The organism is Streptomyces sp. SAI-127, assembly GCF_029894425.1.
Classification (GTDB): Bacteria; Actinomycetota; Actinomycetes; order Streptomycetales; family Streptomycetaceae; genus Streptomyces.
The window spans coordinates 2,388,343-2,411,965 of the sequence record NZ_JARXYJ010000001.1 but is presented as its reverse complement, the minus strand read 5'-3'; the positions used below and the strand labels follow the sequence as shown (position 1 = coordinate 2,411,965).

Sequence of the window (23,623 nt, the reverse complement as noted above, 5' to 3'; positions counted from 1 at the left end):
CTACATGCCCATCCTGGGACAGAACCAGTACGGCAAGGCCGAGAACCGAGTCGTGAAGATCACGCGGGACGGCGCCACCCACCACATCAAGGACCTCAACGTCTCGGTGTCGCTGAGCGGCGACATGGACGACGTCCACTACTCCGGCTCCAACGCCAACGTGCTGCCGACCGACACCACCAAGAACACGGTGTACGCGTTCGCCAAGGAGCACGGCATCGAATCCGCCGAGCAGTTCGGCATCCATCTCGCCCGGCACTTCGTCACCTCGCAGGAACCGATCAGGACTGCCCGGATCCGCATCGAGGAGTACGCCTGGGAGCGGATCGGGACGGCCGGCGAGGACGAGCACTCGTTCGTCCGCCAGGGCCAGGAGACCCGCCTGACCCAGATCACCTACGACGGCTCCTCCTGGGAGGTCGTCTCCGGGCTCAAGGACCTGACCGTCATGAACTCGACGAACTCCGAGTTCTGGGGCTACGTCAAGGACAAGTACACGACCCTGCCCGAGGCGTACGACCGCATCCTGGCGACCGAGGTGTCCAGCCGCTGGCGCTTCAACTGGTCGGACGACGAGCAGGAGATGCCCGACTGGGAGACGTCCTACGAGCAGGTCAAGAAGCACATGCTCGAGGCCTTCGCCGAGACGTACTCGCTCTCGCTCCAGCAGACCTTGTACCAGATGGGTTCGCGGATCATCGACCACCGGGCCGAGATCGACGAGGTCCGCTTCTCGCTGCCGAACAAGCACCATTTCCTCGTGGACCTGGAGTCGTTCGGGCTGAAGAACGCCACCGAGGACGGTGCCGTCTACTTCGCCGCCGACCGGCCCTACGGCCTGATCGAGGCGACCGTCCTCCGGGACGGCTGCGAGCCGAGGATTCCGGTGGATCTCACCAACCTCTGAGCAACTCCCTCCGCGGCACCCGCGGCCCGCCAGGGCGGGCCGCGGCACTCAAACTCCCGGGGTCCTGCCGTGCCCTCTCCACCTCTGCGCAAAGGACGAACCATGGCAGCAGACCGGCGCATCGTCATCGAGAACTGTTCGATCGCGACCGTGGACGCGCACGACACCGAGTACCCGAGCGGATACGTCGTCATCGCCGGCAACCGCATCGAGTCGCTCGGCGCGGGCAAGGCGCCCGAGGGCCTGGAGAACGTCGACCGCCGTATCGACGCCACCGGCCACCTGGTGACCCCCGGCCTGGTCAACACCCATCACCACTACTACCAGTGGATCACCCGGGGCCTCGCCACCGACCACAACCTCTTCAACTGGCTCGTCGCGCTGTACCCGACCTGGGCGCGCATCGACGAGCAGATGGTCTACGCGGCGGCGCAGGGCTCGCTCGCGATGATGGCCCGCGGTGGCGTCACCACCGCCATGGACCACCACTACGTCTTCCCCGCCGGTTCCGGCGACCTGTCCGGCGCGATCATCCGCGCCGCCCGCGAGACGGGCGTCCGCTTCACTCTCGCCCGCGGCTCCATGGACCGCAGCGAGAAGGACGGCGGCCTGCCCCCGGACTTCGCCGTCGAGACCCTGGACGGCGCCCTCGCTGCCACCGAGGAGACCGTCAAGGAGCACCACGACTCCTCCTTCGGCGCGATGACCCAGGTCGCCGTCGCCCCCTGCTCGCCTTTCTCCGTGTCCACCGAACTCCTGCGTCAAGGCGCCGAGTTGGCCCGCAGCCTCGGCGTACGGCTGCACACCCACGGCTCGGAGACCGTCGAGGAGGAGCAGTTCTGCAAGGAACTGTTCGGCATGGGCCCGACCGATTACTTCGAGTCCACCGGCTGGCTCGGCGAGGACGTGTGGATGGCGCACTGCGTCCACATGAACGACTCCGACATCGCCGCGTTCGCCCGTACGAAGACGGGTGTGGCCCACTGCCCCTCGTCCAACGCCCGTCTGGCGGCGGGTATCGCGCGGGTCCCGGACATGCTCGCGGCCGGTGTCCCGGTCGGCCTCGGCGTCGACGGCACGGCCTCCAACGAGTCCGGCGAACTCCACACCGAACTGCGCAACGCCCTGCTCATCAACCGCCTCGGCGCGCACCGGGAAGCGGCTCTGAACGCCCGGCAGGCACTGCGCCTGGGCACCTACGGCGGCGCCCAGGTCCTGGGCCGCGCGGCCGAGACCGGCTCCCTGGAGGCGGGCAAGCTCGCCGACCTGGTGCTGTGGAAGCTCGACACCCTCGCACACGCCTCGATCGCCGACCCGGTGACCGCGCTGGTCCTCGGCGCGGCAGCGCCCGTCACGGCCTCCTTCGTGAACGGCCGTCAGATCGTCGAGAACAGCCGCCTGTTGCACGTCGACGAGGACGCCGTCGCACGCTCCACGCGGGAACAGGCCCGGCGTCTGGCGCGGATCGCCGCGCAGGGCTGATCCCTTCACCAGTACTCCGGTCGGGAGGGACGGCTCCCGGCCGGCAGCCGTGGAACCCGCGTTCCGGGATCCGTGGCGGCCGTGCCCGGGGCGCGTGTTGGACGCACGCGCCCCGGAACGGTCTCCGCCCGGGTCCCGCACGACCACTCGCACCACCTCCATGACGCCCACGTCAGTGCCGACGTGTAACCGCCCGGAGGCGAGCCGCCGTCCCCGCTCAGCCGATCTCGTAACTGTCCCCGTACACCTTCCACTTGAGCGGTGTGTCCAGGCCGAGATTGCCCTGCTCCAGGAAGACCCGCTGGGCCGTCTCGACCCGGCTCACGTCACTGTGCGCCGCCTCCTGCTTCATCGCCCACACCCGGGCGTCCAGGAAGGCGTGCAGATAAGCGGTCTCACCGCCGCCGTCCGCGGGGGTGTCCGCGTTCTCGCGGGCCCGGCCCCGGATACCGCCGAAGCTCAGGGCATCGGTGCCGGGGCCGTGCATGACCATCGCGTCGTAGTAGACGAACTGGCCGAGCGTGCCGAGGCCGTCCTTCCTGGCACACGCGACCGCCGGGTCGAAGTAGCCGCGGTCCCGCTCGTCCCGCTGCGCCCGGCGGAAGGCGGAGGTCCGCGCCGCCTCCCGCCAGGCCGAGGGAAAGCCCGGGTCCAGCCCGTCGTGCGAGTCGGTGCCGTCCACCGCGCGCAGGGCGGGCAGATAGGGGGCCAGGGGGTTGTCGGAGACCCGCTGCGTGTAGAGCTCGACCAGCGCCAGCATGTCGCTCGTACCGGAGCAGAAACCGATGATGCCGGCGGTGTAGCCGCGCCCGTCCCCGATGTCCTCGATGTACGGGTACTGCGCCTGCCAGTCCAGCGAGGAGTTCTCCGCGCTGGACACCAACCGCATCGCGAGGTCCTTCTTGTCCGGATCGTCGAGCCCGGTCGCGTCGGCGGCCTCGTCGGACGGCAACTGGGTGCTCAACGCCCCGGCTCCGAGGACGGCGAGCAGGGTGCGGCGGGCGGCGGTTCGGGGCAGGTCACTGGGAAATCGCATCACTGTCTGTCGATCACCTGGCAGGAGCGGGGGGCGGGAAGCCGTCCCGTGAAGTAGGAGCGCGGCGGGACGCCCATCAGGGTGCGGAAGTCGGACGTCATGTGGGACTGGTCGTAGTAGCCGGTGACCGCGGCCAGTTCGGCCGAGGCCAGCTCGGTGGCATGGGCGAGCACGGCGCGGACGCGGTCGATGCGGGCGTAGTGCTTCGGCGAGAGGCCGACACCCTCGCTGAACAGGTTGCGCAACTGACGCTCACTGACGGCGAGTTCACGAGCCACTTCCCTGACGTGACCGGGTATGTGACCCGAGCGGACGGACAGCGCGGCGACGGCGGCCCGCAGCAGCTCGGTCCGTGTCCCGTCGGCCGCGGTGGGCAGCAGGCCCGGGAGGACGTCAGCGAGCTGGGCGACGACCTCTTCGGGCTCCAGCCACCTGAGTTCGTACGCCAGTTGCCGCGCGGCCCGGCCCGGCAGCGCGCCCAGCGGGACGATCCGCCCGACGAGGTCGACGGCCGGGACGCCGAGCAGCGGCCGGACGGCTCCCGGCGCCAGCCGCACCTCCGTGCAGGACACCTGCCGCTTGCCCGCGTGGTACGCGGCCCGGACCCGGGGCCCGGAGACCAGCAGGGTGGGCCGTCCCCGCGCCTCACTGCGGACGATCACCTTGGTCGTGGGGTCGGGCAGCTGGACGAACGGCTTCCGCGGATCCGCCTCCTCGACGGCCAGGGCCTTGATCCCGGTGATCCACGGACGCAGCTCGTCGGGGGTGGGCAGGGCCCGCCCGGAAACGGAGTTGGTCACGTGTCCACCGTAAGCGCGGGACCGGGGGGTTCGGGCGCGCGAAACGTGCCGGAATTTCCTATCGTCCGGTGCCCCGCGGGCCTCACGGTGGTGGTCATGATCCTTGTTACAGGTGCCACCGGCACGATCGGCAGTGAGGTCGTACGACAGCTCGTGGCGCGCGGAGAGAAGGTGCGCGCGCTCACGCGGGACCCGGGGCGGGCCGAGTTGCCGCCCGGGGTGGAGGCGGCGCGCGGCCATCACCGTGATGTCGGTTCGGTGGCGGCGGCCATGGCGGGCGTCGGCCGCGCCTTCCTCGTGGGCGTCTTCGGCCCGGAGGACGGGGACAGCGACCGCGGGATGATCGAGGCGGCGCGGGCGGCGGGGGTCCGGCGGATCGTGAAGCTCTCGGCGATCATGGCGGGCGATCCCAGGACGGGCCTGGGTGGCATCGCGCACGGCCGCGGTGAGGAGGCGGTCCGGGAGAGCGGGCTGGAATGGGTGATCCTCCGCCCGTCCGTCTTCGCGTCGAACACGTTGAGCTGGGCGGAGGCGGTCCGCTCGGGTGAGCCGGTGCCGAACATGCTGGGCTCGGGCCGGCAGGGGGTCGTGGACCCGCGGGATGTCGCCGGGATCGCGGTCGCGGCGCTGGTCGGTCCGGGGCACGTGGGCCGGACGTACACCTTGACCGGCCCGGAGACGCTCAGCCCCCAGGACCAGGCGGCCGCGCTGGCAGAGGTTCTCGGCGGCCCTGTGGAGCTCCGTGACCTGACCCCGTCCCAGACGCGTGAACTACTGGTCGCCTCGGGCTGGAGCGAGGAGTCCGCGGAGGGGATGCTGCGGAGCGTCCGCTTCGTGGCCGAGGGCGGAAACGCGGTGGTCACCGGGGATGTGGAGGAGGTGCTGGGGCGTCCGGCGCGGACGTATCGGGAGTGGGCGGAAGACCACAAAGAGGCGTTCGGCGGGGGCTGAACGCGCAGTTCCCCGCGCCCCCAGGGGCGCGGGGCCGTATCGATATGCGGCTCTGCCGCGTGTGCGCGACCCGCCACGACGTATCCGCAGTCGCGAGACGGCACAGCGCGGCACATCCGAAGGCGGGCTCATACCCTCCGTCGCGGCCGGAGCACCACCGCAGCCAGTGCCAACGCCCCCACCGCGATCCCCGTCCCCACCCGGAACGCCAACTGGTACCCCTCCGCCGTTGCCGCGACCGCTTCCGTCCCGCTCTCCAGCAGCCCCTCCGTCCGCCCCGCCGCCAGCACCGACAGCACCGCCAGCCCCAGCGAACCTCCCACCACCTGCGTGGTGTTGAACAACCCGGACGCCAGCCCCGCGTCCTCCTCGCGAGCACCCGACATGGCGATCCCGGTCAGCGCGGGCATCGCGGCGGCGAACCCGGTGGCGAGCAGAAGCAGCACCGGGAGGACGTCGACCACGTACGAGCCGTCGGCAGGCGCACGGCTCAGCAGGGCCATCCCGGCGACGATGAGCACGAGCCCCGCCAGCAGTACCCGGTACGCCCCGAAGCGCCCGATGGTCCGTGCGGACAGCCCGAGCATCAGCACCCCGATGACGATCGGCGCCGGCAGGAACGCCGTGCCGGTGAGCAACTCGCCGAATCCCAGGACGCGTTGGACATACAGCGCCCCGAGGAACTGGAAGCCGTACATCGTGGCGATCATCAGGATCTGGACGGCGTTCGCGCCGGACACCAGCCGGGAGCCGAACAGTCGCAGCCGCAGCAGGGGACGGGCGGCCCGGGCCTGCCGGAGGGTGTGAACGCCGTGAACAGGGCGAGGGCGAGCAGGGCCGGCAGGAGCGTCGTGGTCACCGCGCGGTCGCCGGACCCGACGATCACGTACACCGTCAGCATCAGCGCCCCGGTGACCAGCGCGGCCCCCGGATAGTCCGCGCCCCGGCCAAGACCTTCGCCGTCCTCCGCGCCGAGCACCCGGACCGCCGCCAGCAGGGCGACGATCCCGATCGGCAGGTTGATCAGGAAGATCCAGTGCCAGTTCAGGGCCTGTGTCAGCGCCCCGCCGAGGAACGTGCCCAGCGCCCCGCCCGCCGCGCCCACCGCGCTGAACACCGCGATCGCACGGGCCTGTTCACGTGGCTCGGGAAACAGGGTGACCAGCATGCCGAGCACCACGGCCGAGGTCATCGCCCCACCCACACCCTGCAGGGCACGCGCCGCGATCAGCATGCCCTGGCTCGTGGCCACCCCGCACAGCACGGACGCCGCCGTGAACACGGCCAGCCCCGCCGCGAACATCCGCTTGCGGCCGACCAGGTCGCCGAGCCGGCCCACCAGCAACAGCAGCCCGCCGAACGGGATCAGATAGGCGTTGACCACCCAGGCGAGGCCCGGCCCCGAGAAGCCGAGGTCGCTCTGGATGGCCGGCATGGCGACCGTGACGATGTTGCCGTCCAGGATCGTCATGAGCGTTCCCGCGCACAGGACGACGAGGGCCGTCCAGCGGGAGTACGTTCGGTGTGGTGTTCGCGCCGGGGTCTGGACAACGGCCGTCATGGCGGCGGGCCTCCGCATTCTCCGTGGGTTCCGACAAGTGGCGTAGGTGCACGACTTGTAACGGGGAACATCGTCAGTGACCATGGAGGACGGCGTAAGGAGGCAGTTCGATGTCCCAGAGGAACACCGGTGTTACCGTCCAGGTCGTGAACGCGCACGCGTGTCCGGTGCGGGAGGTTCTTGACAGGGTCTCCGGCAAATGGAGCGTCCAGATCCTCGTCGCGGCCGCCCATGGGCCCATCCGCTTCACCGAGTTGGAGCGCAGTATCGAGGGCATCAGCCGCCGCATGCTGACCCTGACCCTGCGCAACCTCGAGCGCGACGGCCTCGTCACCCGCACCGTGCACCCGACGGTGCCGCCCAGGGTCGAATACGAACTCACCCCGGTCGCCCGCGAGTTGCACGAGACACTGCAGCGCCTGACCGACTGGGCGGAGCGCAACAGGGTCTACATCGCCGAGGCGCGGGCGGAGTACGACGCCGAGCGCGAACCGGAGCCGGCCTGAGCTACAACAGGCCCGGCTCCGTGGCCAGCCCCTTGAGGACCTCGCTCGCGTTCGCGACCAGGCGCCGCTCCTTGAGGTTCATCAGCCCGCCGACCGCGGTGATCTCGGCAGCCACTGTGCCGTCCTGCTTGCGGATGGTCTGCCGTATGCGGAAGGTCTTGCCCTCGCCCCACTCGAAGGCGCAGGTCACCTCCACCTCGTCACCGGCCAGCAGCTCGCGCAGGTAGCGGATGGTGGTCTCCAGTGCCACCGGACCCACCCCGCTGCCGATGAGCTCGGCCTGGGTGATCCCGGCGGCCTTGAGCAGTGACCAGCGGGCGTGCTCCGCGTAGTTGAGGTACACGCTCTGGTTGAGGTGGCCCTGTACGTCCGTCTCGTACCCGCGGACGGTCACCGGCACGGAAAACGGCTCGCTCACGTCAATCCCCTCTCATGTCACGGCAGTTACTGGGTCCGATCCTGGCATGTGCCCCCTACACCCGGCGTGGCGAGGCGAGCAGATAGCGGGCCCTGGTCCGTGGTTCCGTGTACTCGCCGACCTGCCAGCCCGCCCCCTCCAGGGTGCTCGCGCAGGCATGCAGCGCCTCGCCGTCCGGGGCGTGTACGGCCACGGCCTCGGGCTGCGGTGTCGCGCGCACCCGGTAGCCCGAGGAGCCCCCCGCTTCCGGCGGGTGCCCGGCCGCCTCCAGCGCCAGCGCGGCCGCCTGCACCAGATGTGCCCGCTCCCAGCCGCAGGGCCGGTCCGTGGCCCCGTCGGGGTTGGTCATCCGGCGCAGCTCCAGCAACCCCTGCCAGGCGCTGTGCACCTCACGCGCCCGGGCCGGACCGGTGTCCGCGGCCTCCTCCGTGCCACCGACATGCGCGGCGAACACACCGGTGGCGGGGGCGGCGGCCTGCTCGGCGGACCGCTCGGGCTCCTCCGGAACCGTCTCCCGTATGCGGTGCCCGGCCGGGGTCAGGAAATGATCGTGCGGCGGCCGCGGATGGCGGAAGGCCAGGCCGCGCTTCACCAGCGCGTCCAACTGAGTCTCGGTACCTTTCAGCCGCCCGGTGACGGGATCGGCGGCGTCGATGACACGCCGTTGCGCGGCGGTGGGCGGTCGGGCCATGACGGGCACCTCCCCGGAAAGCGGCCTGGTCGAAGGGCCGGGACGCTCCCGCGACCAGCCCATTCGAAGACTACGACCCGGGTCTGACATTCCACCCCGCGATCACCGGCCGCCCGTGCTCCGTCCCCAGCCGGCACACCGTCCCCGTCGCCAGCTGGAACAGCGCCCCGGCCGACGGCGGCAGCCCGAGCCTGCGGGCGGTGAGGACCCGTAGGAAATGGCCGTGCGCCACCAGCACCACGCACCCCTCGGTGTTCGCGTGCGCCGCGTCCACCTTCGCCAGCACGCGGTCGGCCCGTTCGCCGACCTGCTCCGGGCTCTCCCCGGGATGATCGGGCGGGCCGGGAGCCACCCCGTCCGTGAACAGGAACCAGCTCGGGTGCTCCCGCTGGATCTCGACGGTGGTGACGCCCTCGTAGCCGCCGTAGTCCCACTCGCGCAGATCGACGTCGACCCGCAGGTCGTGCAGCCCGATGAGCTCCGCGGTCTCCCGGGCCCGCTGCAGGGGGCTGACGAAGGCGGCGCCGATGCGGTGCGAGCGGATCAGGGGCACCAGACGGCGCGCCTCCTCCCGGCCCCGCTCGGTCAGCGGTACGTCCGTCCAGCCGGTGTGCCGCCCGGACCGCGACCACTCGGTCTCACCGTGCCGGACCAGAAAGAGATCACTCATGCGCGCGCCCTTCCCGCTCGACTCCCAGCACCGTGCCACACGGCTGCGAGGGCTCGCAGGGCGGACTGGGCCGGACGGCCGCCCCCTGGAGCCCTCAGCCCCCCGAAACCTCTCAGAGCCCCGGCAGACCCTGCACCGACTGCGCGAGCTGCCCCACCGCGACGACGAGCGGCGTCACCGGCTGCACGAACTCATTGAGGCGGTCCAGGGCCCGCCGCAGGACCGTCGGCTGCGGTTCGGCCTCGTCCAGTTCCTCGCGCAGGCGGCGCAGCTCCCTGCTGGTCGCGTCGGGATCGGCGAGCGCCGCCCGGTGCTCCTCCAGCAGCCGCTCGACGTACGCGAGCAGTTCGGCCGTACGCTCGGCGTCCTGCGGCTGGAAGGAGACCGAGCCGGAGAACGCCTGGGCGCCGTGCCCCACGGCCTGGTTGCCGACGTAGTGGGTGCCGCCGCTGATCATGAGGCCGTTGTTGACCGGGGGGTCCTGTCGCCGGTCGTCGGTGCCCGTCATGAGGATCTCCTACTTTCCGGAACCGGCGACGGGGGCGGCCGCGCCGGACTGCTGCGGGACGTTCTGGGTGGCGGTCGCGCCCCTGCCGATCGCCTGGTTGCCGATGATGCTCATGCCGCCCTGCTGGATGAGGCCCTGGTTGAGGATGGTCTGCTGCTGGGCGCGGAAGTCGGTGATGTCGTACCCGCGCGTGTCGAGGAACTCGCGGATCGCGGCGAGGGTGTGGCGCTCCACCAGCGACGTGATCCGTGCGGCGTCCACGACCTGGAAGTAGTTCTGGTAGTTCGGGCTCACGGCCAGCTCCCGGACGCTCAGCCGGGCGCCGAAGTCGTAGACCGGGTCCTGCTCCAGGGCCTTCAGCTCGTCCACCATGCGTCTGGTGTGCCGTTCCTCGAAGCGGGCCTGCCGCAGCGCCCGGAACGGGGCGGCGAAGAAGGCACCGCCGGTGCGGGGCACGGCGTCCAGCAGCAACCCCCGCCGCGCGGCGGGGGAGAGGGGTCCGCGCAGCCGGTCCACGACGTGGTAGTCGGCTCTCACCGGGCCGAGCACGTGGTTGCTGCAGTGCAGGTGGAGTGTTCTGCCCTCGGTCGAGAAGTGCAGGAACACGGTCGGCACCACGTCCCCGCCCCACAGCGGCACATGAACCGCCAGACAGTGCCGGACCGCACCGGTCGGACGCTCCATGATCCGCTCGACCTGGTCGGCCGACAGCCGGGAGACCGGGGCGAGACGCGTGGCTTTGATGAACCGCTCGTCGTCACCGACGGCGGTGCCGCTCGCGAAGACCCGGTCCTGCACCACGAGGGACCCGAGGGCCGCCTCACCGTCCGCCGCCGCGTCCGGCACGCCGCGCGTGGCGGTCGCCGACAGCCGCGCGCGTACGTGGTCGACGAGTTCGGTGACGGTGAACGGCTGAGGCCCGCCGGGACGCGAAGCCCCTCCGACGCGATCGTCGGCGGGCAGCAGGGGCACGGCGAGCGACCACTGCGAGGCGGTCGGCGCATATCCGAGGAAGGGCGTGTACCCGCTGTAGACCGTGACGTTCCCGTCCTGGGCCTCCCGGATGGCCGCCAGCCGCTCGGCCATCCATTTCCGCGGCGGCACGGTCGGGCGGGGCTGCCGGGCGAACGCCTCGCGGGTCATGGTCGTGCGCAGCAGCCGGTCGACGGCGAGGTCATGGCGTACGACCGTCACGTACGCGAGCGCCACCGCCGTGACGGACACCAGGGCGGCCGGCACCCCGGCCAGATAGGAGCCCAGCAGCCAGCTCACGAACGCGGGGGTGGGCAGCGACGAGACGGCGACGCCGAGACCGAAGGCGAAGAGCACCGCGATGCCCGCCGCGACAGCCGTGCCCACCAGCACCCTGCCCTCGGGCTGGTGCCGGCCGCGGGTGGCCAGGCTCGGCCGGCCGCCCGCCTGCCGGGTGGTCGACAGGAACAACGTGACGAACAGCAGCCACAGGGGCGCGAAGACGGCCACGAGGGCGAACGCGCCCGTCAGGCGCTGATCCCTGCGGTGCCGCATCTCCTGTGCCGTCAGACAGTGCCGTACGACTGTCACCAGGTCGACCTCGGGAGAGGCGGCCACCGCGCCCGCCTCGTCGGCCAGGACGTCCTCCACCACGCGGTCGGCGAATCCTTCGTCCACGTAGGCCGCGGCGCACAGATACCGGGTGACGTCACCCGGAGCGCTTCCGACCGGCATGTGGACCGGCGCGGTCGTCATGCCGAGTCCTCCCTCTCTCCAGCGGCGGAGCGGCGCCGTCACGGCGCCGACGGAGCCCGTAGTGACCGTTCCCGGCGGACCGGCGGTCAGCAGGGCGAGCAGCGCGCCGACCGCGAGGCCGAAGAGGAGAGCGCTGCGCAGCAGGTCCTTCACCAGGGTGTCGGCGGGTGCGAGCACCACGTTGTCGACGAAGGCCTCGTGCATGGCCCACCACGCCAGGTCGGCCAGCGCCGACGCCAGCACGCCCGCGGCGAGGCAGCGCAGCAGCCTCGACGTCCCGCGGGCCGACAAACGCCTGGCGAAGAAGGCGAGTCCCGCGAGCAGGACGAGGACGGCGAGGTCGTTCACGACCAGCGAGGACGTGCCGCCGTACCGTTCGGCGGAGATCTCCCAGCGGGGCAGGAACGCGGCCTCCACGAGCCAGCGCAGGATCTTGTCGTCGGACAGCTCGATGTAGAACTTCTCGACGTAGTAGTCCGAGAGCGGCCGCTGCACCCATGGGCTGCCCGCGAGCACGACGAGCAGGACCAGCAGCGCGAGACGGCCGCGTAAGGACGTGCGTCTGCCTGGCGCACGCCGACGAGGCAAGTACATCTGGGGTTCCCCCATCCCCCGATCCCCCCGGCCCCCGGATCAGGGGCCGCACTCCATGGCATCCCCGCTCTCCCCGACCGTGAACCCCGTCCGCACCACCAGCTACTGCCGGTACCCGCTCAGGAACCGCCCGATCCGCCCGATCGCGGCCTCCAGATCCTGTGCGTGGGGCAGCGTCAGGATGCGGAAGTGGTCCGGGGTCGGCCAGTTGAAGCCGGTCCCCTGGACGACCTGGATCTTCTCCTGGAGCAGCAGGTCCAGGACGAACTTCTCGTCGTCGTGGATCTTGTGGACCTTGGGGTCGAGCCGCGGGAAGGCGTAGAGCGAGCCCTTCGGCTTCACACACGAGACGCCGGGGATCTCGTTGAGCTTCTCCCAGGCCACGGTGCGCTGTTCGTACAGGCGTCCGCCGGGCGCGGTCAGGTCGTAAATGGACTGCCGCCCGCCGAGCGCGGCCTGGATGGCGTACTGCGCGGGCGCGTTGGCGCACAGCCGCATGGAGGCCAGCATGGTCAGGCCCTCGAGGTAGTTCCTGGCGTGCTGCTTGGGGCCCGTGATCACCAGCCAGCCCGAGCGGAAGCCGGCCACCCGGTACGTCTTCGACAGGCCGCAGAAGGTCAGCACGACCAGGTCGGGGGCGAGGGCGGCGACGGAGTGGTGCACGGCGTCGTCGTACAGGATCTGGTCGTAGATCTCGTCGGCGAAGACCATCAGGCCGTGCCGGCGGGCGAGGTCGAGGATGCCCTCGATGATCTCCTTCGGGTAGACCGCGCCGGTGGGATTGTTCGGGTTGATGATGACCACGGCCTTGGTGCGGTCCGTGATCTTCGACGCCATGTCGTCCAGGTCCGGGTACCAGTCGGCCTGTTCGTCGCAGAGGTAGTGGACCGCCTTGCCGCCCGCGAGGGTCGTGACCGCGGTCCAGAGGGGGAAGTCGGGGGCGGGGATGAGGATTTCGTCGCCGTCCTCGACGAGCGCCTGTACGGCCATCGAGATCAGTTCGGAGATGCCGTTGCCGAGGAAGACGTCGTCGACGTCGACCTCCAGGCCCAGGGTCTGGTAGCGCTGGGCGACCGCGCGGCGGGCGGAGAGGACGCCCCGGGAGTCGGTGTAGCCGTGCGCCTGCGGGAGCATCCGGATCATGTCCTGGAGGATCTCCTCCGGCGCCTCGAAGCCGAACAGCGCGGGGTTGCCGGTGTTGAGGCGCAGCACGCTGTGGCCCGCCTCCTCCAGTGCGTCGGCGTGCTCTATCACCGGGCCGCGGATCTCGTAACAGACCTCGCTGAGCTTGCTCGACTGCCGGAACTCCATGCGCTGCCGCCTCTCCGGTTTCGGGTGTTACTTGGTTTTACCAAGTAGGAGCTTGGAAAGTCCAACAACTTGTCTAGACTGCGTCGCATGTCACCTCGCCGAAGCTACGACCAGTACTGTTCCGCGGCCCGCGCCCTCGACGTGGTGGGCGACCGATGGACGCTGCTGATCGTCCGGGAACTGCTGTCGGGGCCGCGCCGCTACACGGACCTGCACGCCGACCTGCCGGGCGTGAGCACGGACGTACTCGCCTCGCGGCTGAAGGACATGGAGCGCGACGGACTGACCACCCGGCGTCGGCTCCCCCCGCCCGGCGCGGCCTTCGTCTACGAATGCACCCCCCGCGGACGTGAGTTGCTGCCGGTGCTCCAAGCCCTCGGCACCTGGGGCGGGCCCGAACTCGGCGCCCGACGGCCCACCGACGCCGTACGCGCGCACTGGTTCGCGCTGCCGCTGCTGCGCGCGCTGGAGGGTGAGGGGCTCGTCGAAGTGTGCCTGGAGGAGGGGGACTTCCATGTGTACGTCGGCGCGCAGGACGGTCCCGCGTACGGCGAAGGGCCGGCCCCCCGGGAGCCCGACGCCCGGCTGGTCCTGGACTCGGAGGTCTGGGGGGCCGTCGGCAGGGGGGAGTTGAGCCTGGCGGACGCGGTGCGGGACGGCCAGGTCGAGGTGACCGGGGACGGCACGATCGCCAAGGTGCTGAGGGAGGCGTGAACGAAGAAGGCCCGCCGGAGCGGGCCTTCGCGGCGGGCTGTCAGGCGCCGGGCGGGTGCTTGGGGAGGTCGCCGCGAGCTGGTCGAGGTGAGCGGGACGGGGCGATGGCCAGGGTGTTGCGGGAGGGGTGAAGGAGGAAGGCCTGCTGGAGCGGGCCTTCGCGGCGGGCTGTCAGGCGCCGGGCGGGTGCTTGGGGAGGTCGCCGTGAGCTGGTCGAGGTGAGCGGGACGGGGCGATGGCCGGGGTGTTGCGGGAGGGGTGTACGAGGCAGGCCTGCTGGTGCGGGCCTTCGCGGCGGGCTGTCAGGCGCCCGGCGGGTGCTTGGGGAGGTCGCCGCGAGTTGGTCGAGGTGAGCGGGACGGGGCGATGGCCGGGGTGTTGCGGGAGGGGTGAACGAGGAAGGCCCGCCGGAGCGGGCCTTCTCGACGCACCGTCAGGCGCCCGGCGGCACCCGGGAAGGCCGCCCCGCCCCGCGGGTCAGCGCATACCCGCCGACCCCGGCCAGCGCGGCGAGCGCACCGCCGATCGCGGTCCACACCCACCGGTCGGACCACCAGCCGGAGGACCAGCCGTCCTCGGGCTCGATGGCGGACAGCACGGCTGAGGAGTCCTCCGAACCGTCGTCCTCCGCCTGGGACTTCACCGCGATGCCCGGCACCAGCGGCTCCGCCAGCGAACCGTCCACCGCGGCCGAGCCGCCGATGTCCTTGGAGTCGACCCGGACTTCGGTGCTCACCGGCAGACCCAGGTCGGCCGTGGTGAGACCGACGGCCGTCAGCCGGACGTAGTACGTGCCCGGCAACGGGTCGCCCGCCCACATCTCCGACCAGGCGCGGACCGTGCGCAGTGTGCAGGCCAGCTCCACCGAGGAGGCCTCCGCGGCGGCGGTGCGTGTCTGCGCGCCGTACTGGCAGGACTGGCGGCGCCGCAGGCCGTCGTACACGTCGATCTGCCACGTCTGCGCGGCGTGCGTCCCGGGCAGCTTCACCGTCGCCTCGACGGTGGGCCGCTGGCCGGCGTCCGCGGGGAACGACCAGTACAGGTAGTCACCCGCGGAGCCACTCGCCGTGGCCGTTTGGCCCTGCTCGATCTCCGTCGCCGTACGGAAGGACGTGCCCGCCTGCGTGGGCGCGTCGCTGTCGGCCGAGGCGGAATCCGTCGGTGTCGGCGAGGAGTCGGCCGCGGCCGGCGCGACGGCCAGCCCGAGCATCAGCAGGGAAGCGCTCAACACGCGTGTGATCCGCATCAGTTGGTCCTCCAGACCGCGACCCGCCAGCGCGACAGCCAGCCCCACAGCAGACCGGCGACGAAGCCGGCCAGGATCAGTGCGCCGAGCAGCCACCAGCCGCGCCCGAGGCCGAAGGAGGCCACGTCACTGGCCTTCGACGGTCCGTCCACGACATCGACGGTCAGCTCCAGCGGCAGACCCGGAGTGGTCTTCACCCCGGAGGCCGCCGAGAAGGAGTTGGTGACCTGGAGACAGACGGTTTCCGCGGCCGCGTCCTCGTCATCGGTGTCCGCCTTGGGGTAGCGAAGGCCCGTGGCGATCACATCCGTACGGCCGTTGCCGCCCGCCTCGCCGCGCACGATCTCGCGTCCGTGCACCGTGACCGCCCGCAGCAGCACCCCGTACGAGGGGTTCACGGCCCGGTCGGCCCCCACGCTCACCGAGGCCCGCAGCTCCTGGCCCGGGTCGACGTCCACCCGGTACCAGCGCTGCTGGGTGAACTCCTCACGGTCGGTGTACAGACCCGACTTCAGCGTGGGTGCCGTGGCGCAGGAGCCGGCCCCCTCGGTGGCCACCGGCGTCACCACGGGGTCGGCCGCTCGGTCCACCAACTGGTTGACCTTGTCGGTCAGTTCGTCGGCGTGCTCGACCGAGGTGTAGGTACCGCCGGTCGCCTCCGCGATGCAGCTCAGCTGCTGCCGCATCTTCGTGTTCGGGACCAGGCCCAGGGTGTCGATGGTCAGTCCGATGCCCTTCGCGGCGATCTCGCGGGCCACCTCGCACGGGTCGAGCGGGGCGCAGGTGTCCTCGCCGTCGCTGATCAGCACGATCCGCTTGGAGGAGGCGCCGTCGGTGAAGTCGCCGGCGGCCTTCAGCAGCGCGGGGCCGATCGGCGTCCAGCCGGTGGGGGAGAGGGTCGCCACCTGCGTCTTGGCCTCGGTACGGTCCAGCGTGCTGACCGGGTAGAGCTGGGCGGTGTCCTTGCAGCCCGTCTTCTGGTTGTCGCCCGGGTAGTTGGCGCCCAGGGTCCGGATGCCGAGCTGCACCTCCTCGGGCGTCGCGTCCAGCACCTCGTTGAAGGCCTGCTTCGCCGCCGCCATCCGGGTGCCGCCGTCGATGTCCGCCGTCCGCATCGAGCCGCTCACGTCGAGGACGAGATCGACCTGCGGCGCGGTGCCGCCCGTTGGTTCACCGGCGACCGCCGCGACCGGGAAGGCGATCCCGGCCGTCAGAGCGGCGAGCAGGGCGCACACTCCTGCCGCCCGCCGTTTTCTTGTGATCATCGCCGGATCCTATTGATCAGGTGCGCCGGGCTCCAAAACGGCCGCTCACAGAAGGGGGTTGGGCAGCTCGGTCCACTGGTCGCCCGGCGTCCCCGGCGACAGTCGCATCAAGGTCAACGCCTTCGCGGGCAGCGGCTCTTCGAGCAGCACGGCCAGGTCGGGGGTGCGCGGCAGCTGCCGTACGGCCGTCTCCAGCGCTGCTCGCAACGCCGTGGCCGAACCCGCCGTAGCCGCGAGGGCTCCGGCCACCAGGGAGCCGAACAGCTTGCGCCGCAGGGTCGTCACGTCGTCCGTGACCAGCCGCCCGGACAGTGCGGGGACCGGGATGCCGTGCCGCGCGAGCCTGGCCGGGCTGATCCGGATGTCGGCCAGGTCCCGGTAGACCAGCCGCACCGGTGCGCCCGACTCGGACAGGACGACGAGGAGGTTCTGGCCGTGCGCCTCCAGGGCGATGCCGAACTCGAGCAGGCGCAGTCCGACCGTGAGGGACAGCCGGGCGAACTCGGCAAGCCAGGTGGGGGATTGGGGCAGCTCGGTGGTGGCGAGAGCGGCCACCGGGAGGACCCGGTCCCCGTACACCTGAGGGGACTCGCGCAACACGGCGGCCAGGTCGGGGGAGTTGGCCGTCACCGCCCCCAGCGTGCGGGTGAAGTGCAGGAGGCCGTCCATGCGCTCCGCCACCGTCTCCGCGAACCGTGAGAGGGTCGCCGACATGCTGATCGAGTAGACGGAGATGTCCCGCACCGAGGACGTGAGCCGGGTGCTCAACGCGGTCTTGACGTGCGGTCCGTCGGTCAGGGCGAGGGTGCGCAGCGACATCAACGGGTGTGCCTCGACGCCTTCGGTGACCGGCCGCTTCAGCACATGCTCCGACTGCCACGGATGCACGGGCAGCAACAGCCGCCCCCCGTCCCGCAGATGGGCCGGCCACGCGCCCGTCATCAGGCACTCGTCCGCCGGAACCGGCACGAACCCCAGCCGTACCAGCGGCCGGTGCTCGGGCCCGTAGGCCAGTTGCTCGGCCACCGAGAAGCCCGGCCGGGAACGGCAGTTGGGGTGATAGGGATGCCCGTCGACCACCCGCTGCTCCCACTCCCAGTCGTGCACCGGCCACGCTTGCGGGCCGGCTGGTTGTCCCGCCCTCGACAGCGCCAACGACGCGACGCTGTCGGCGAGTTCACCGGCGAAATCCGTAGCGTGCGGTACGCCGAGCGCGGTCATCAGGCGCGCCGGATCGTCGTGGGCGACCTCGTCGAGCCGTACGACGCCGGTGTGGGCGGTGGTGGCGAACGGGTCCGGGTGCGGGCCGTGCAGCCTGCGGCCGTCCGAGAGGCGCAGGGCGAGCCCCTCCCGGCCGGCCTCCCGGCCGGTGACCCAGGGCAGCGGCTCGTGCGCGAGCCCACGCCACAGCCGGGACAGCACGGCCGCGCGGGCGCCGGGCAGCTCGGCCGTGTACCGCGCCACGAGGTCGGGGCGCAGGACGGCCAGCTCGTCGGCGAAGTCGGCCTCGGCGGCGGAGGGACGGTGCACGGGCGGGCTCCTCGGGTACGACCGGTGTCACGGTGGGGCGGTGAGGACAGACATACTGATCGTCATCGCCCCAGATGAACCGTAGAGAACGAGTGGATCGCGTGGACCTCCCGCCCCCGCCGGCCGGCACCGACGTCGCGCACCGCGCCGACGCCTACGCGGCCGCACCCCTGCTCAACTGCCTGCTGCGCGAGGTGGCCGAGCCGCTCCCGGAACCCGGCGAGCGCCCGGTGTACCGGCTTCCCGGCGGGAGACTGCTCAGGGTGCGGGGCGGCCGGCGGCCCGCCGAACCCGAGGTGTCTTCCGCGGACGGCTGGCGGCGCGTCGGCCACACCGAACTCGTGAAGCTCGTCGCCGAGGAACTGACCCGGCACACCGGAGTGTCCAACCACGAACTGCCCGCCGAGATGATCGACAGCCGGGACGCGGTGGCCGCCCTGCTCACGGCCCGGGACCGGGTCGCGGCGCCCGGCGACCCGTATCTGCGCTCCGAGCAGTGTCTCGTCACCGGCCACCCGTACCACCCCGCGCCCAAGGCCCGCGGCGGCGGCCCGGTCGCCGCCTGGCTGCCGTACGCCCCCGAGGCCCATGCCCGTTTCCCGCTGGTCCTGCTCGGGCTGCGCGAGGACACCGTCGTCGAGGAGGGCGACACCTCAACCCTCGACACGCTGGGCGAGGCACCGCCCGGCTACCGGCTGCTGCCCGCCCACCCCTGGCAGCTCGACCTGGTGTCCTGCACGGAGGCCTTCGAGGACGGCAGGCTCATCAGGCTCGGCACGACCGACTTCGAGACCTGGCCGACGGCGGCGGTCCGCACGGTCTACGCGCCCTCGCAGGATCTCTTCCTCAAGTTCAGTCTCGACGTCCGCATCACGAACGACATCCGCCGGCTCTGGCGCCACGACCTGCTCAAACTCCGCCGTACGGATGAAGCGGCCGCGCGCGCCTTCGCCGCGAGCCCCGGCTCGGGCGCCTGGTTGAGCGACCGCGGCTACCGCACCGCCGACTTCGCCTTCGAGGAACTCGCCGTCATGGTCCGCGACGGCCTGCACGAGCATGTGCGGCCGGGGGCGACCCCGCTGCTCGCCGCGGCCCTGGTGGAGGGCTTCGAGGGCAGTCCGCTCGACGGCACCGCGGAACCGGCGGCCTGGTGGGAGGCCTATCTGGGCGTGGTCGTCCCGCCCGCCCTCGCGGCCTTCGCCGACCACGGCGTCGTACTCGAGGCGCATCTGCAGAACACCCTGGTCGCCGTGGACGCCGACGGCACGCCCGTGCAGGCGCTGTTCCGGGACGCCGAGGGCGTGAAGCTGCTGGCGGACGTCCCGCGCGCGGCCGGCTGGGAGCGGCTGGTGTACTGCCTGGTCGTGAACCACCTGTGCGAGGTCGCCGCGGCCCTCGCCGAACGCCACCCCGGCTTCGCCCCCTGGCCCGCCGCCCGCCGGGAACTGGCCCGCCACGACCTCCCCGAAGCCGCTGCCCTGCTCACCGCGCCCACCCTCCCCGGCAAGACGAACCTGCTGCTGCGCTGGACCGGCGCGGACGGCGCGGACGCCCGCTACCTGCCGCTGCCGAATCCGCTGGCCGGGTGAGCGCTGACATACCCTGGCCGGTGTGCTGCGCCATGTGACTGCTGTTCGATACGTGACCCCGCTGAGGTCCGGGGGCTCCGTCCCCGGCGTCGTCGAGGCCGATGACCTGGGCACCTACGTCGTGAAGTTCACCGGTTCCGCGCAGGGCCGCAAGGCGCTGGTCGCCGAGGTGATCGTCGGTGAGCTCGCGCGGGCGCTGGGGTTGCGCTTTCCCGAGCTGGTCCTCGTGCACTTCGACCCGGAGATCGCCGACAGCGAGCCGCACCAGGAGGTGCGCGAGCTCCACGGCGCCAGCGCGGGCCTCAACCTCGGCATGGACTACCTGCCGGGCGCCGCGGACTTCACCCCGGAAGTCGCCAGGACCTTCCGGGTCGATCCCCTGGAGGCGGGCCGGATCGTCTGGCTCGACGCCCTGACCGTGAACGTGGACCGTACGGTCCACAGCTCCAACCTCATGGTCTGGCCCACGCTCGGCATCGCGCCCCCGCGCCTGTGGCTGATCGACCACGGCGCGGCCCTCGTCTTCCACCACCGCTGGGACGGCTCGGGCCCCGCCAAGCGCTACGACTTCCGCCACCACGCCCTCGGCCACTACGCCCCCGACGTACGGGCCGCCGACGCGGAGCTGGCGCCGAAGGTCACCGAGGAACTGCTGCGCGCCGTCGTCGCCGAGGTCCCCGACGCCTGGCTCACGGACTTCGACGCGCCGTCCCTGGCGCGGGAGGCCTACGTGGAGTACCTCCACGCGCGCGTACAGGCCTCCCAGGCCTGGCTGCCCACCGACTTCCCCACCCGGGAGGAACTCGCCGCGGAGGAGGCCCTCCGCGCGGCGAAGACACAGCAGGGCCGTCCGAACTGGCTGAAGCGGGTCCCCGACCTGCACGGCAAACCGGCGGCGGAACAGGATTGGTCGGTACACCTCGGATGAGTCCCGTCGTACAGATCGAGTACTGCACCCAGTGCCGCTGGCTGCCCCGCGCGGCCTGGCTGGCGCAGGAGCTGCTGACGACCTTCGAGACGGAGCTGGGCGAGCTGTCGCTCAAGCCCGGCACCGGTGGCGTCTTCGTCGTCCGGGTCGACGACGAGGTCGTCTGGGACCGCCGCGAGCAGGGTTTCCCGGAGCCGACGGCGGTCAAGCAGGCCGTACGCGACCGAGTGGCCCCGGGGAAGTCCCTGGGCCACTCGGACAAGGTCTCGCAGGAGGACGTCAGCCCTTGAGCTGCTCGTACGCCGGCAGGGTGAGGAAGTCCGCGTAGTCCTCGTCCAGCGAGACCTCCAGCAGCAGGTCATGGGCCTGCTGCCAGTGACCGGCGGCGAACGCCTCCTCGCCCAGCTCGGCGCGGATGTTCGCGAGTTCCTCGGCGGCGACCTCGCGGGCCAGCTCCGGCGTGGCCTTCACGGTGTTTCCCGCGTGCTCGAACTCGACGCCCGCGTTGATCCACTGCCAGATCTGCGAGCGGGAGATCTCGGCGGTGGCCGCGTCCTCCATGAGGTTGAAGATGGCGACCGCGCCGAGCCCGCGCAGCCAGGCCTCGATGTAACGGATACCGACCTGGACGGCGTTCACGAGGCCGTTGTACGTCGGCCTGGCCTCCAGCGAGTCGATCGCGATGAGGTCGGCCGCCTCGACGTGGACGTCCTCGCGCAGCCGGTCCTTCTGGTTCGGCTTGTCGCCGAGGACCTTGTCGAAGGACTCCATGGCGATCGGGACCAGGTCGGGGTGGGCGACCCAGGAGCCGTCGAAGCCGTCGCCGGCCTCGCGGTCCTTGTCGGCGCGGACCTTCTCGAAGGCCACCTTGTTGACCTCGGCGTCCCGGCGGGACGGGATGAAGGCCGCCATGCCGCCGATCGCGTGCGCGCCGCGCTTGTGGCAGGTGCGGACGAGGAGTTCGGTGTACGCGCGCATGAACGGGGCCGTCATCGTGACCGCGTTGCGGTCCGGCAGGACGAACTTGGCACCGCCGTCACGGAAGTTCTTGACGATGGAGAACAGGTAGTCCCAGCGGCCGGCGTTCAACCCCGAGGCGTGGTCGCGGAGTTCGTAGAGGATCTCCTCCATCTCGTACGCCGCCGTGATCGTCTCGATCAGCACGGTCGCGCGGATGGTGCCCTGGGGGATACCGGTGTACTCCTGCGCGAAGACGAACACGTCGTTCCAGAGGCGGGCCTCCAGGTGCGACTCCGTCTTCGGGAGGTAGAAGTACGGGCCCTTGCCGAGGTCCAGCAGACGCTGGGCGTTGTGGAAGAAGTACAGGCCGAAGTCGACGAGCGCGCCCGGGACCTGGGCGCCGTTCGCGTCGACCAGGTGGCGTTCGTTCAGGTGCCAGCCGCGCGGGCGCATGACGACCGTGGCGAGCTCCTCGTCGGCCTTGAGCGCGTACGACTTGCCGGACCTCTCATCCGTGAAGTCGATGTTCCGGCTGTACGCGTCGGCCAGGTTGACCTGTCCGAGGACGACGTTCTCCCAGGTCGGCGCCGAGGCGTCCTCGAAGTCCGCGAGCCACACCCGGGCGCCGGAGTTCAGGGCGTTGATGGTCATCTTGCGGTCGGTGGGACCGGTGATCTCGACCCGGCGGTCGTCCAGGGCCGCGGGGGAGGGGGCCACCTTCCAGGAGTCGTCCGCGCGGATCGCGGCGGTCTCCGGGAGGAAGTCGAGCGTGGAGGTGCGGGCGATCTCGGCGCGGCGATCGGCGCGGCGGGCGAGGAGCTCGTCACGCCGTGGCGTGAACCGGCGGTGCAGCTCGGCCACGAAGGCGAGGGCCGCCTCGGTGAGGACCTCCTCCTGCCGCGGCAGGGGCTCGGCGTCGACGATGGCCAGCGGGGACGGCGCTGGTGCGGACATGAGCTGTCACTTCCTTCAGCGGTGGCACCGGGTGCCAGTCGAACCGGGTACGCGAGCGGCGCCCTTCACGGGGGCAGGACGCTTCTGAACAGTGGATACTAGTTTCCTCATCGTGGAAGTTCAATGGTTTGTTGATGTCGAGATTCTCCGAGTCGAGCCACTGTGGCGCTCAGTGCCAGTGTGCTCACTCAAGGTGCTTCAGGTCGGCCGTCGTGTCGATGTCGTAGGGCTCGGCCACGTCCGCGCACTCGACGAGCGTGATGGCGTCCTCGTGCTCCTTCAGATAGGCGCGTGCCCCCCGGTCCCCGGTCGCAGTCGCGGTGATCCCGGCCCAGTGCGCGGCGCCGAGCAGGACGGGGTGCCCGCGTACCCCGTCGTAGGCGGCCGAGACGAGCGAGGTCTCGTCCTCGTACGCGGCGAGCACCCGGCGCACCGCCGCAGCCCGGATGCCGGGCTGGTCGACGAGCGAGACCAGCGCGGCCCGCGCCGTCGTCCCGGTGAGCGAGTCCAGCCCCGCCCGCAGCGACGAACCCATGCCGTCGGCCCACTCCGGGTTCTCCACGAGCACGCAGTCACCGAGCTCCGCCCGCTCCCGTACGACCGCCGCGGCGGCCCCCAGGACCACGTGCACGCGGGTGCAGCCGGCCGCGCGCAGGACGCCGACCGCGTGTTCGACGAGCGGGCGGCCCCGGTGTTCGAGCAGCGCCTTGGGCCGCCCGCCGAGCCGCCGTCCGCCGCCCGCGGCCAGGAGCAGTCCGGCCACCTGCTGTTCGTTCTCCGTCATGCCTCCTGCATACCTGACGTGCCGGCGTGCGCCGGGTTTCCACCGGCTGAATTTCGGTCCGTACGGTGGCGCGCGGCGCCCTGCGTGGCGTTTACTGACCCGCGTCCCCCGGGGCCCGGCCAACGCCGACGGGGCGTCACGGTGCTGGGGCGCACGAAGGTGTGCGAGGGGGAGAGCTGTGTTGCGGAGCTTGGGGCAGAGGCCAGTGACCGGCAGCGACAACGATCCGAGAGTGGCGGAACTGCGGACCGCGGTGTCCCGGCTGCGCCGCGAACTCGCCGCGCACCCGGCCGAGTTCCCCGACCGCGGCATCGCCGAGGACGAACTCGCCGCGCTGGCCGCCATGACGATCGACGGGACCCCCGAAATCCCGCGCCTGCGACGGTCGTTGCTGCTGATCGCGGGGGCGATCGGGTCGGTGAGCGCGTTGTCGCGGGGACTGACCGACGTACGCGACGCGGTGGAGTCGTTCAGGGAGCCGCGGAGTTAG

General features: G+C 71.5%; 22 protein-coding genes and 1 pseudogene. 9 read left to right on the top strand and 14 right to left on the bottom strand.

Going from position 1 to position 23,623, the window contains the following annotated elements; genetic code table 11:
• Positions 1-4 precede the first annotated feature (4 nt).
• Positions 5-907: a factor-independent urate hydroxylase gene (pucL, locus tag M2157_RS11290; protein ID WP_280865170.1), complete on the top strand. Its 903-nt coding sequence runs from the start codon at positions 5-7 to the stop codon at positions 905-907.
• 102 nt (positions 908-1,009) lie between these two features.
• Complete coding sequence (locus M2157_RS11285; protein ID WP_280861676.1) at positions 1,010-2,389, top strand: 8-oxoguanine deaminase; 1,380 nt, start codon at positions 1,010-1,012, stop codon at positions 2,387-2,389.
• A gap of 217 nt (positions 2,390-2,606) precedes the next feature.
• Here the strand turns inward: M2157_RS11285 and M2157_RS11280 are convergent, their stop codons facing one another.
• Together M2157_RS11280 and M2157_RS11275 are read right to left on the bottom strand one after the other, a co-directional pair.
• A complete protein-coding gene (locus M2157_RS11280) occupies positions 2,607-3,425 on the bottom strand; it encodes a chitosanase (RefSeq protein ID WP_280865169.1) in 819 nt (272 codons plus the stop codon).
• A complete protein-coding gene (locus M2157_RS11275; protein ID WP_280865168.1) occupies positions 3,425-4,225 on the bottom strand; it encodes a helix-turn-helix domain-containing protein in 801 nt (266 codons plus the stop codon). Before M2157_RS11275 ends, M2157_RS11280 begins: the two co-directional genes overlap by 1 nt.
• 87 nt (positions 4,226-4,312) lie before the next feature.
• On the opposite strand from M2157_RS11275, the gene M2157_RS11270 reads away from it, so the two are divergent.
• Entirely contained in the window at positions 4,313-5,176 is an 864-nt protein-coding gene (locus M2157_RS11270; RefSeq protein WP_280865167.1) for an SDR family oxidoreductase, read from the top strand.
• A gap of 128 nt (positions 5,177-5,304) precedes the next feature.
• Here the strand turns inward: M2157_RS11270 and M2157_RS11265 are convergent.
• Positions 5,305-6,737: pseudogene (locus M2157_RS11265) on the bottom strand (MFS transporter).
• 110 nt (positions 6,738-6,847) lie between these two features.
• On the opposite strand from M2157_RS11265, the gene M2157_RS11260 reads away from it, so the two are divergent.
• Positions 6,848-7,243: a helix-turn-helix domain-containing protein gene (locus M2157_RS11260; protein WP_266509818.1), complete on the top strand. Its 396-nt coding sequence runs from the start codon at positions 6,848-6,850 to the stop codon at positions 7,241-7,243.
• A 1-nt stretch (position 7,244) separates the two neighbouring features.
• Here M2157_RS11260 and M2157_RS11255 read toward each other — a convergent pair whose 3' ends face one another.
• The 6 genes from M2157_RS11255 to M2157_RS11230 all read right to left on the bottom strand — a co-directional run bounded on the left by M2157_RS11255 (position 7,245) and on the right by M2157_RS11230 (position 13,163).
• Positions 7,245-7,661: an acyl-CoA thioesterase gene (locus tag M2157_RS11255; protein WP_280865166.1), complete on the bottom strand. Its 417-nt coding sequence runs from the start codon at positions 7,659-7,661 to the stop codon at positions 7,245-7,247.
• 55 nt (positions 7,662-7,716) lie between these two features.
• On the bottom strand, positions 7,717-8,352 hold the full coding sequence (locus tag M2157_RS11250; RefSeq protein WP_280865165.1) for a hypothetical protein: 636 nt from the start codon (positions 8,350-8,352) through the stop codon (positions 7,717-7,719).
• Between the two features lie 70 nt (positions 8,353-8,422).
• Entirely contained in the window at positions 8,423-9,022 is a 600-nt protein-coding gene (locus tag M2157_RS11245) for a histidine phosphatase family protein (protein WP_280861669.1), read from the bottom strand.
• A gap of 112 nt (positions 9,023-9,134) precedes the next feature.
• Positions 9,135-9,530 (bottom strand): hypothetical protein, encoded by a 396-nt coding sequence (locus M2157_RS11240; protein ID WP_280861668.1) that lies wholly within the window; start codon positions 9,528-9,530, stop codon positions 9,135-9,137.
• A gap of 9 nt (positions 9,531-9,539) precedes the next feature.
• On the bottom strand, positions 9,540-11,852 hold the full coding sequence (locus tag M2157_RS11235) for a hypothetical protein (protein ID WP_280865164.1): 2,313 nt from the start codon (positions 11,850-11,852) through the stop codon (positions 9,540-9,542).
• Positions 11,853-11,954: 102 nt separating this feature from the next.
• Positions 11,955-13,163, bottom strand: coding sequence for a pyridoxal phosphate-dependent aminotransferase (locus M2157_RS11230; protein ID WP_280861666.1), 1,209 nt, complete (start codon positions 13,161-13,163; stop codon positions 11,955-11,957).
• A gap of 87 nt (positions 13,164-13,250) precedes the next feature.
• Between M2157_RS11230 and M2157_RS11225 the strand changes: the two genes are divergently transcribed.
• Entirely contained in the window at positions 13,251-13,877 is a 627-nt protein-coding gene (locus M2157_RS11225; RefSeq protein WP_280865163.1) for a winged helix-turn-helix transcriptional regulator, read from the top strand.
• Positions 13,878-14,310: 433 nt separating this feature from the next.
• Here the strand turns inward: M2157_RS11225 and M2157_RS11220 are convergent, their stop codons facing one another.
• Genes M2157_RS11220 through M2157_RS11210 form a run of 3 tightly spaced genes read right to left on the bottom strand, consistent with a single transcriptional unit; the run spans position 14,311 to position 17,918 of the window.
• On the bottom strand, positions 14,311-15,123 hold the full coding sequence (locus M2157_RS11220) for a hypothetical protein (protein WP_280865162.1): 813 nt from the start codon (positions 15,121-15,123) through the stop codon (positions 14,311-14,313).
• Positions 15,123-16,388, bottom strand: a complete 1,266-nt coding sequence (locus tag M2157_RS11215) for a VWA domain-containing protein (protein ID WP_280861663.1) — start codon at positions 16,386-16,388, stop codon at positions 15,123-15,125. The genes M2157_RS11220 and M2157_RS11215 overlap by 1 nt, the downstream gene beginning before the upstream one ends.
• Positions 16,389-16,433: 45 nt before the next feature.
• Entirely contained in the window at positions 16,434-17,918 is a 1,485-nt protein-coding gene (locus M2157_RS11210) for an IucA/IucC family protein (RefSeq protein ID WP_280865161.1), read from the bottom strand.
• A 74-nt stretch (positions 17,919-17,992) separates the two neighbouring features.
• Here M2157_RS11210 and M2157_RS11205 point away from each other — a divergent pair, with 74 nt between their 5' ends.
• From M2157_RS11205 to M2157_RS11195, 3 genes are read left to right on the top strand one after another with little or no spacing between them, the layout of a single operon-like run.
• On the top strand, positions 17,993-19,507 hold the full coding sequence (locus M2157_RS11205) for an IucA/IucC family protein (RefSeq protein ID WP_280865160.1): 1,515 nt from the start codon (positions 17,993-17,995) through the stop codon (positions 19,505-19,507).
• A 22-nt stretch (positions 19,508-19,529) separates the two neighbouring features.
• Complete coding sequence (locus M2157_RS11200; RefSeq protein ID WP_280861660.1) at positions 19,530-20,435, top strand: HipA family kinase; 906 nt, start codon at positions 19,530-19,532, stop codon at positions 20,433-20,435.
• Positions 20,432-20,725: a SelT/SelW/SelH family protein gene (locus M2157_RS11195; RefSeq protein ID WP_280861659.1), complete on the top strand. Its 294-nt coding sequence runs from the start codon at positions 20,432-20,434 to the stop codon at positions 20,723-20,725. The genes M2157_RS11200 and M2157_RS11195 overlap by 4 nt, the downstream gene beginning before the upstream one ends.
• Here the strand turns inward: M2157_RS11195 and aceB are convergent.
• Together aceB and M2157_RS11185 are read right to left on the bottom strand one after the other, a co-directional pair.
• Positions 20,715-22,349, bottom strand: a complete 1,635-nt coding sequence (gene aceB / locus M2157_RS11190) for a malate synthase A (protein WP_280865159.1) — start codon at positions 22,347-22,349, stop codon at positions 20,715-20,717. The two genes, M2157_RS11195 and aceB, sit on opposite strands and share 11 nt — an antisense overlap.
• 184 nt (positions 22,350-22,533) lie before the next feature.
• The gene (locus tag M2157_RS11185) at positions 22,534-23,133 is read right to left on the bottom strand and encodes a nucleotidyltransferase family protein (protein ID WP_280861657.1); all 600 of its coding nucleotides are present in this window, start codon (positions 23,131-23,133) and stop codon (positions 22,534-22,536) included.
• A gap of 205 nt (positions 23,134-23,338) precedes the next feature.
• Here M2157_RS11185 and M2157_RS11180 point away from each other — a divergent pair, with 205 nt between their 5' ends.
• Positions 23,339-23,623 (top strand): DUF5955 family protein, encoded by a 285-nt coding sequence (locus M2157_RS11180; protein WP_280861656.1) that lies wholly within the window; start codon positions 23,339-23,341, stop codon positions 23,621-23,623.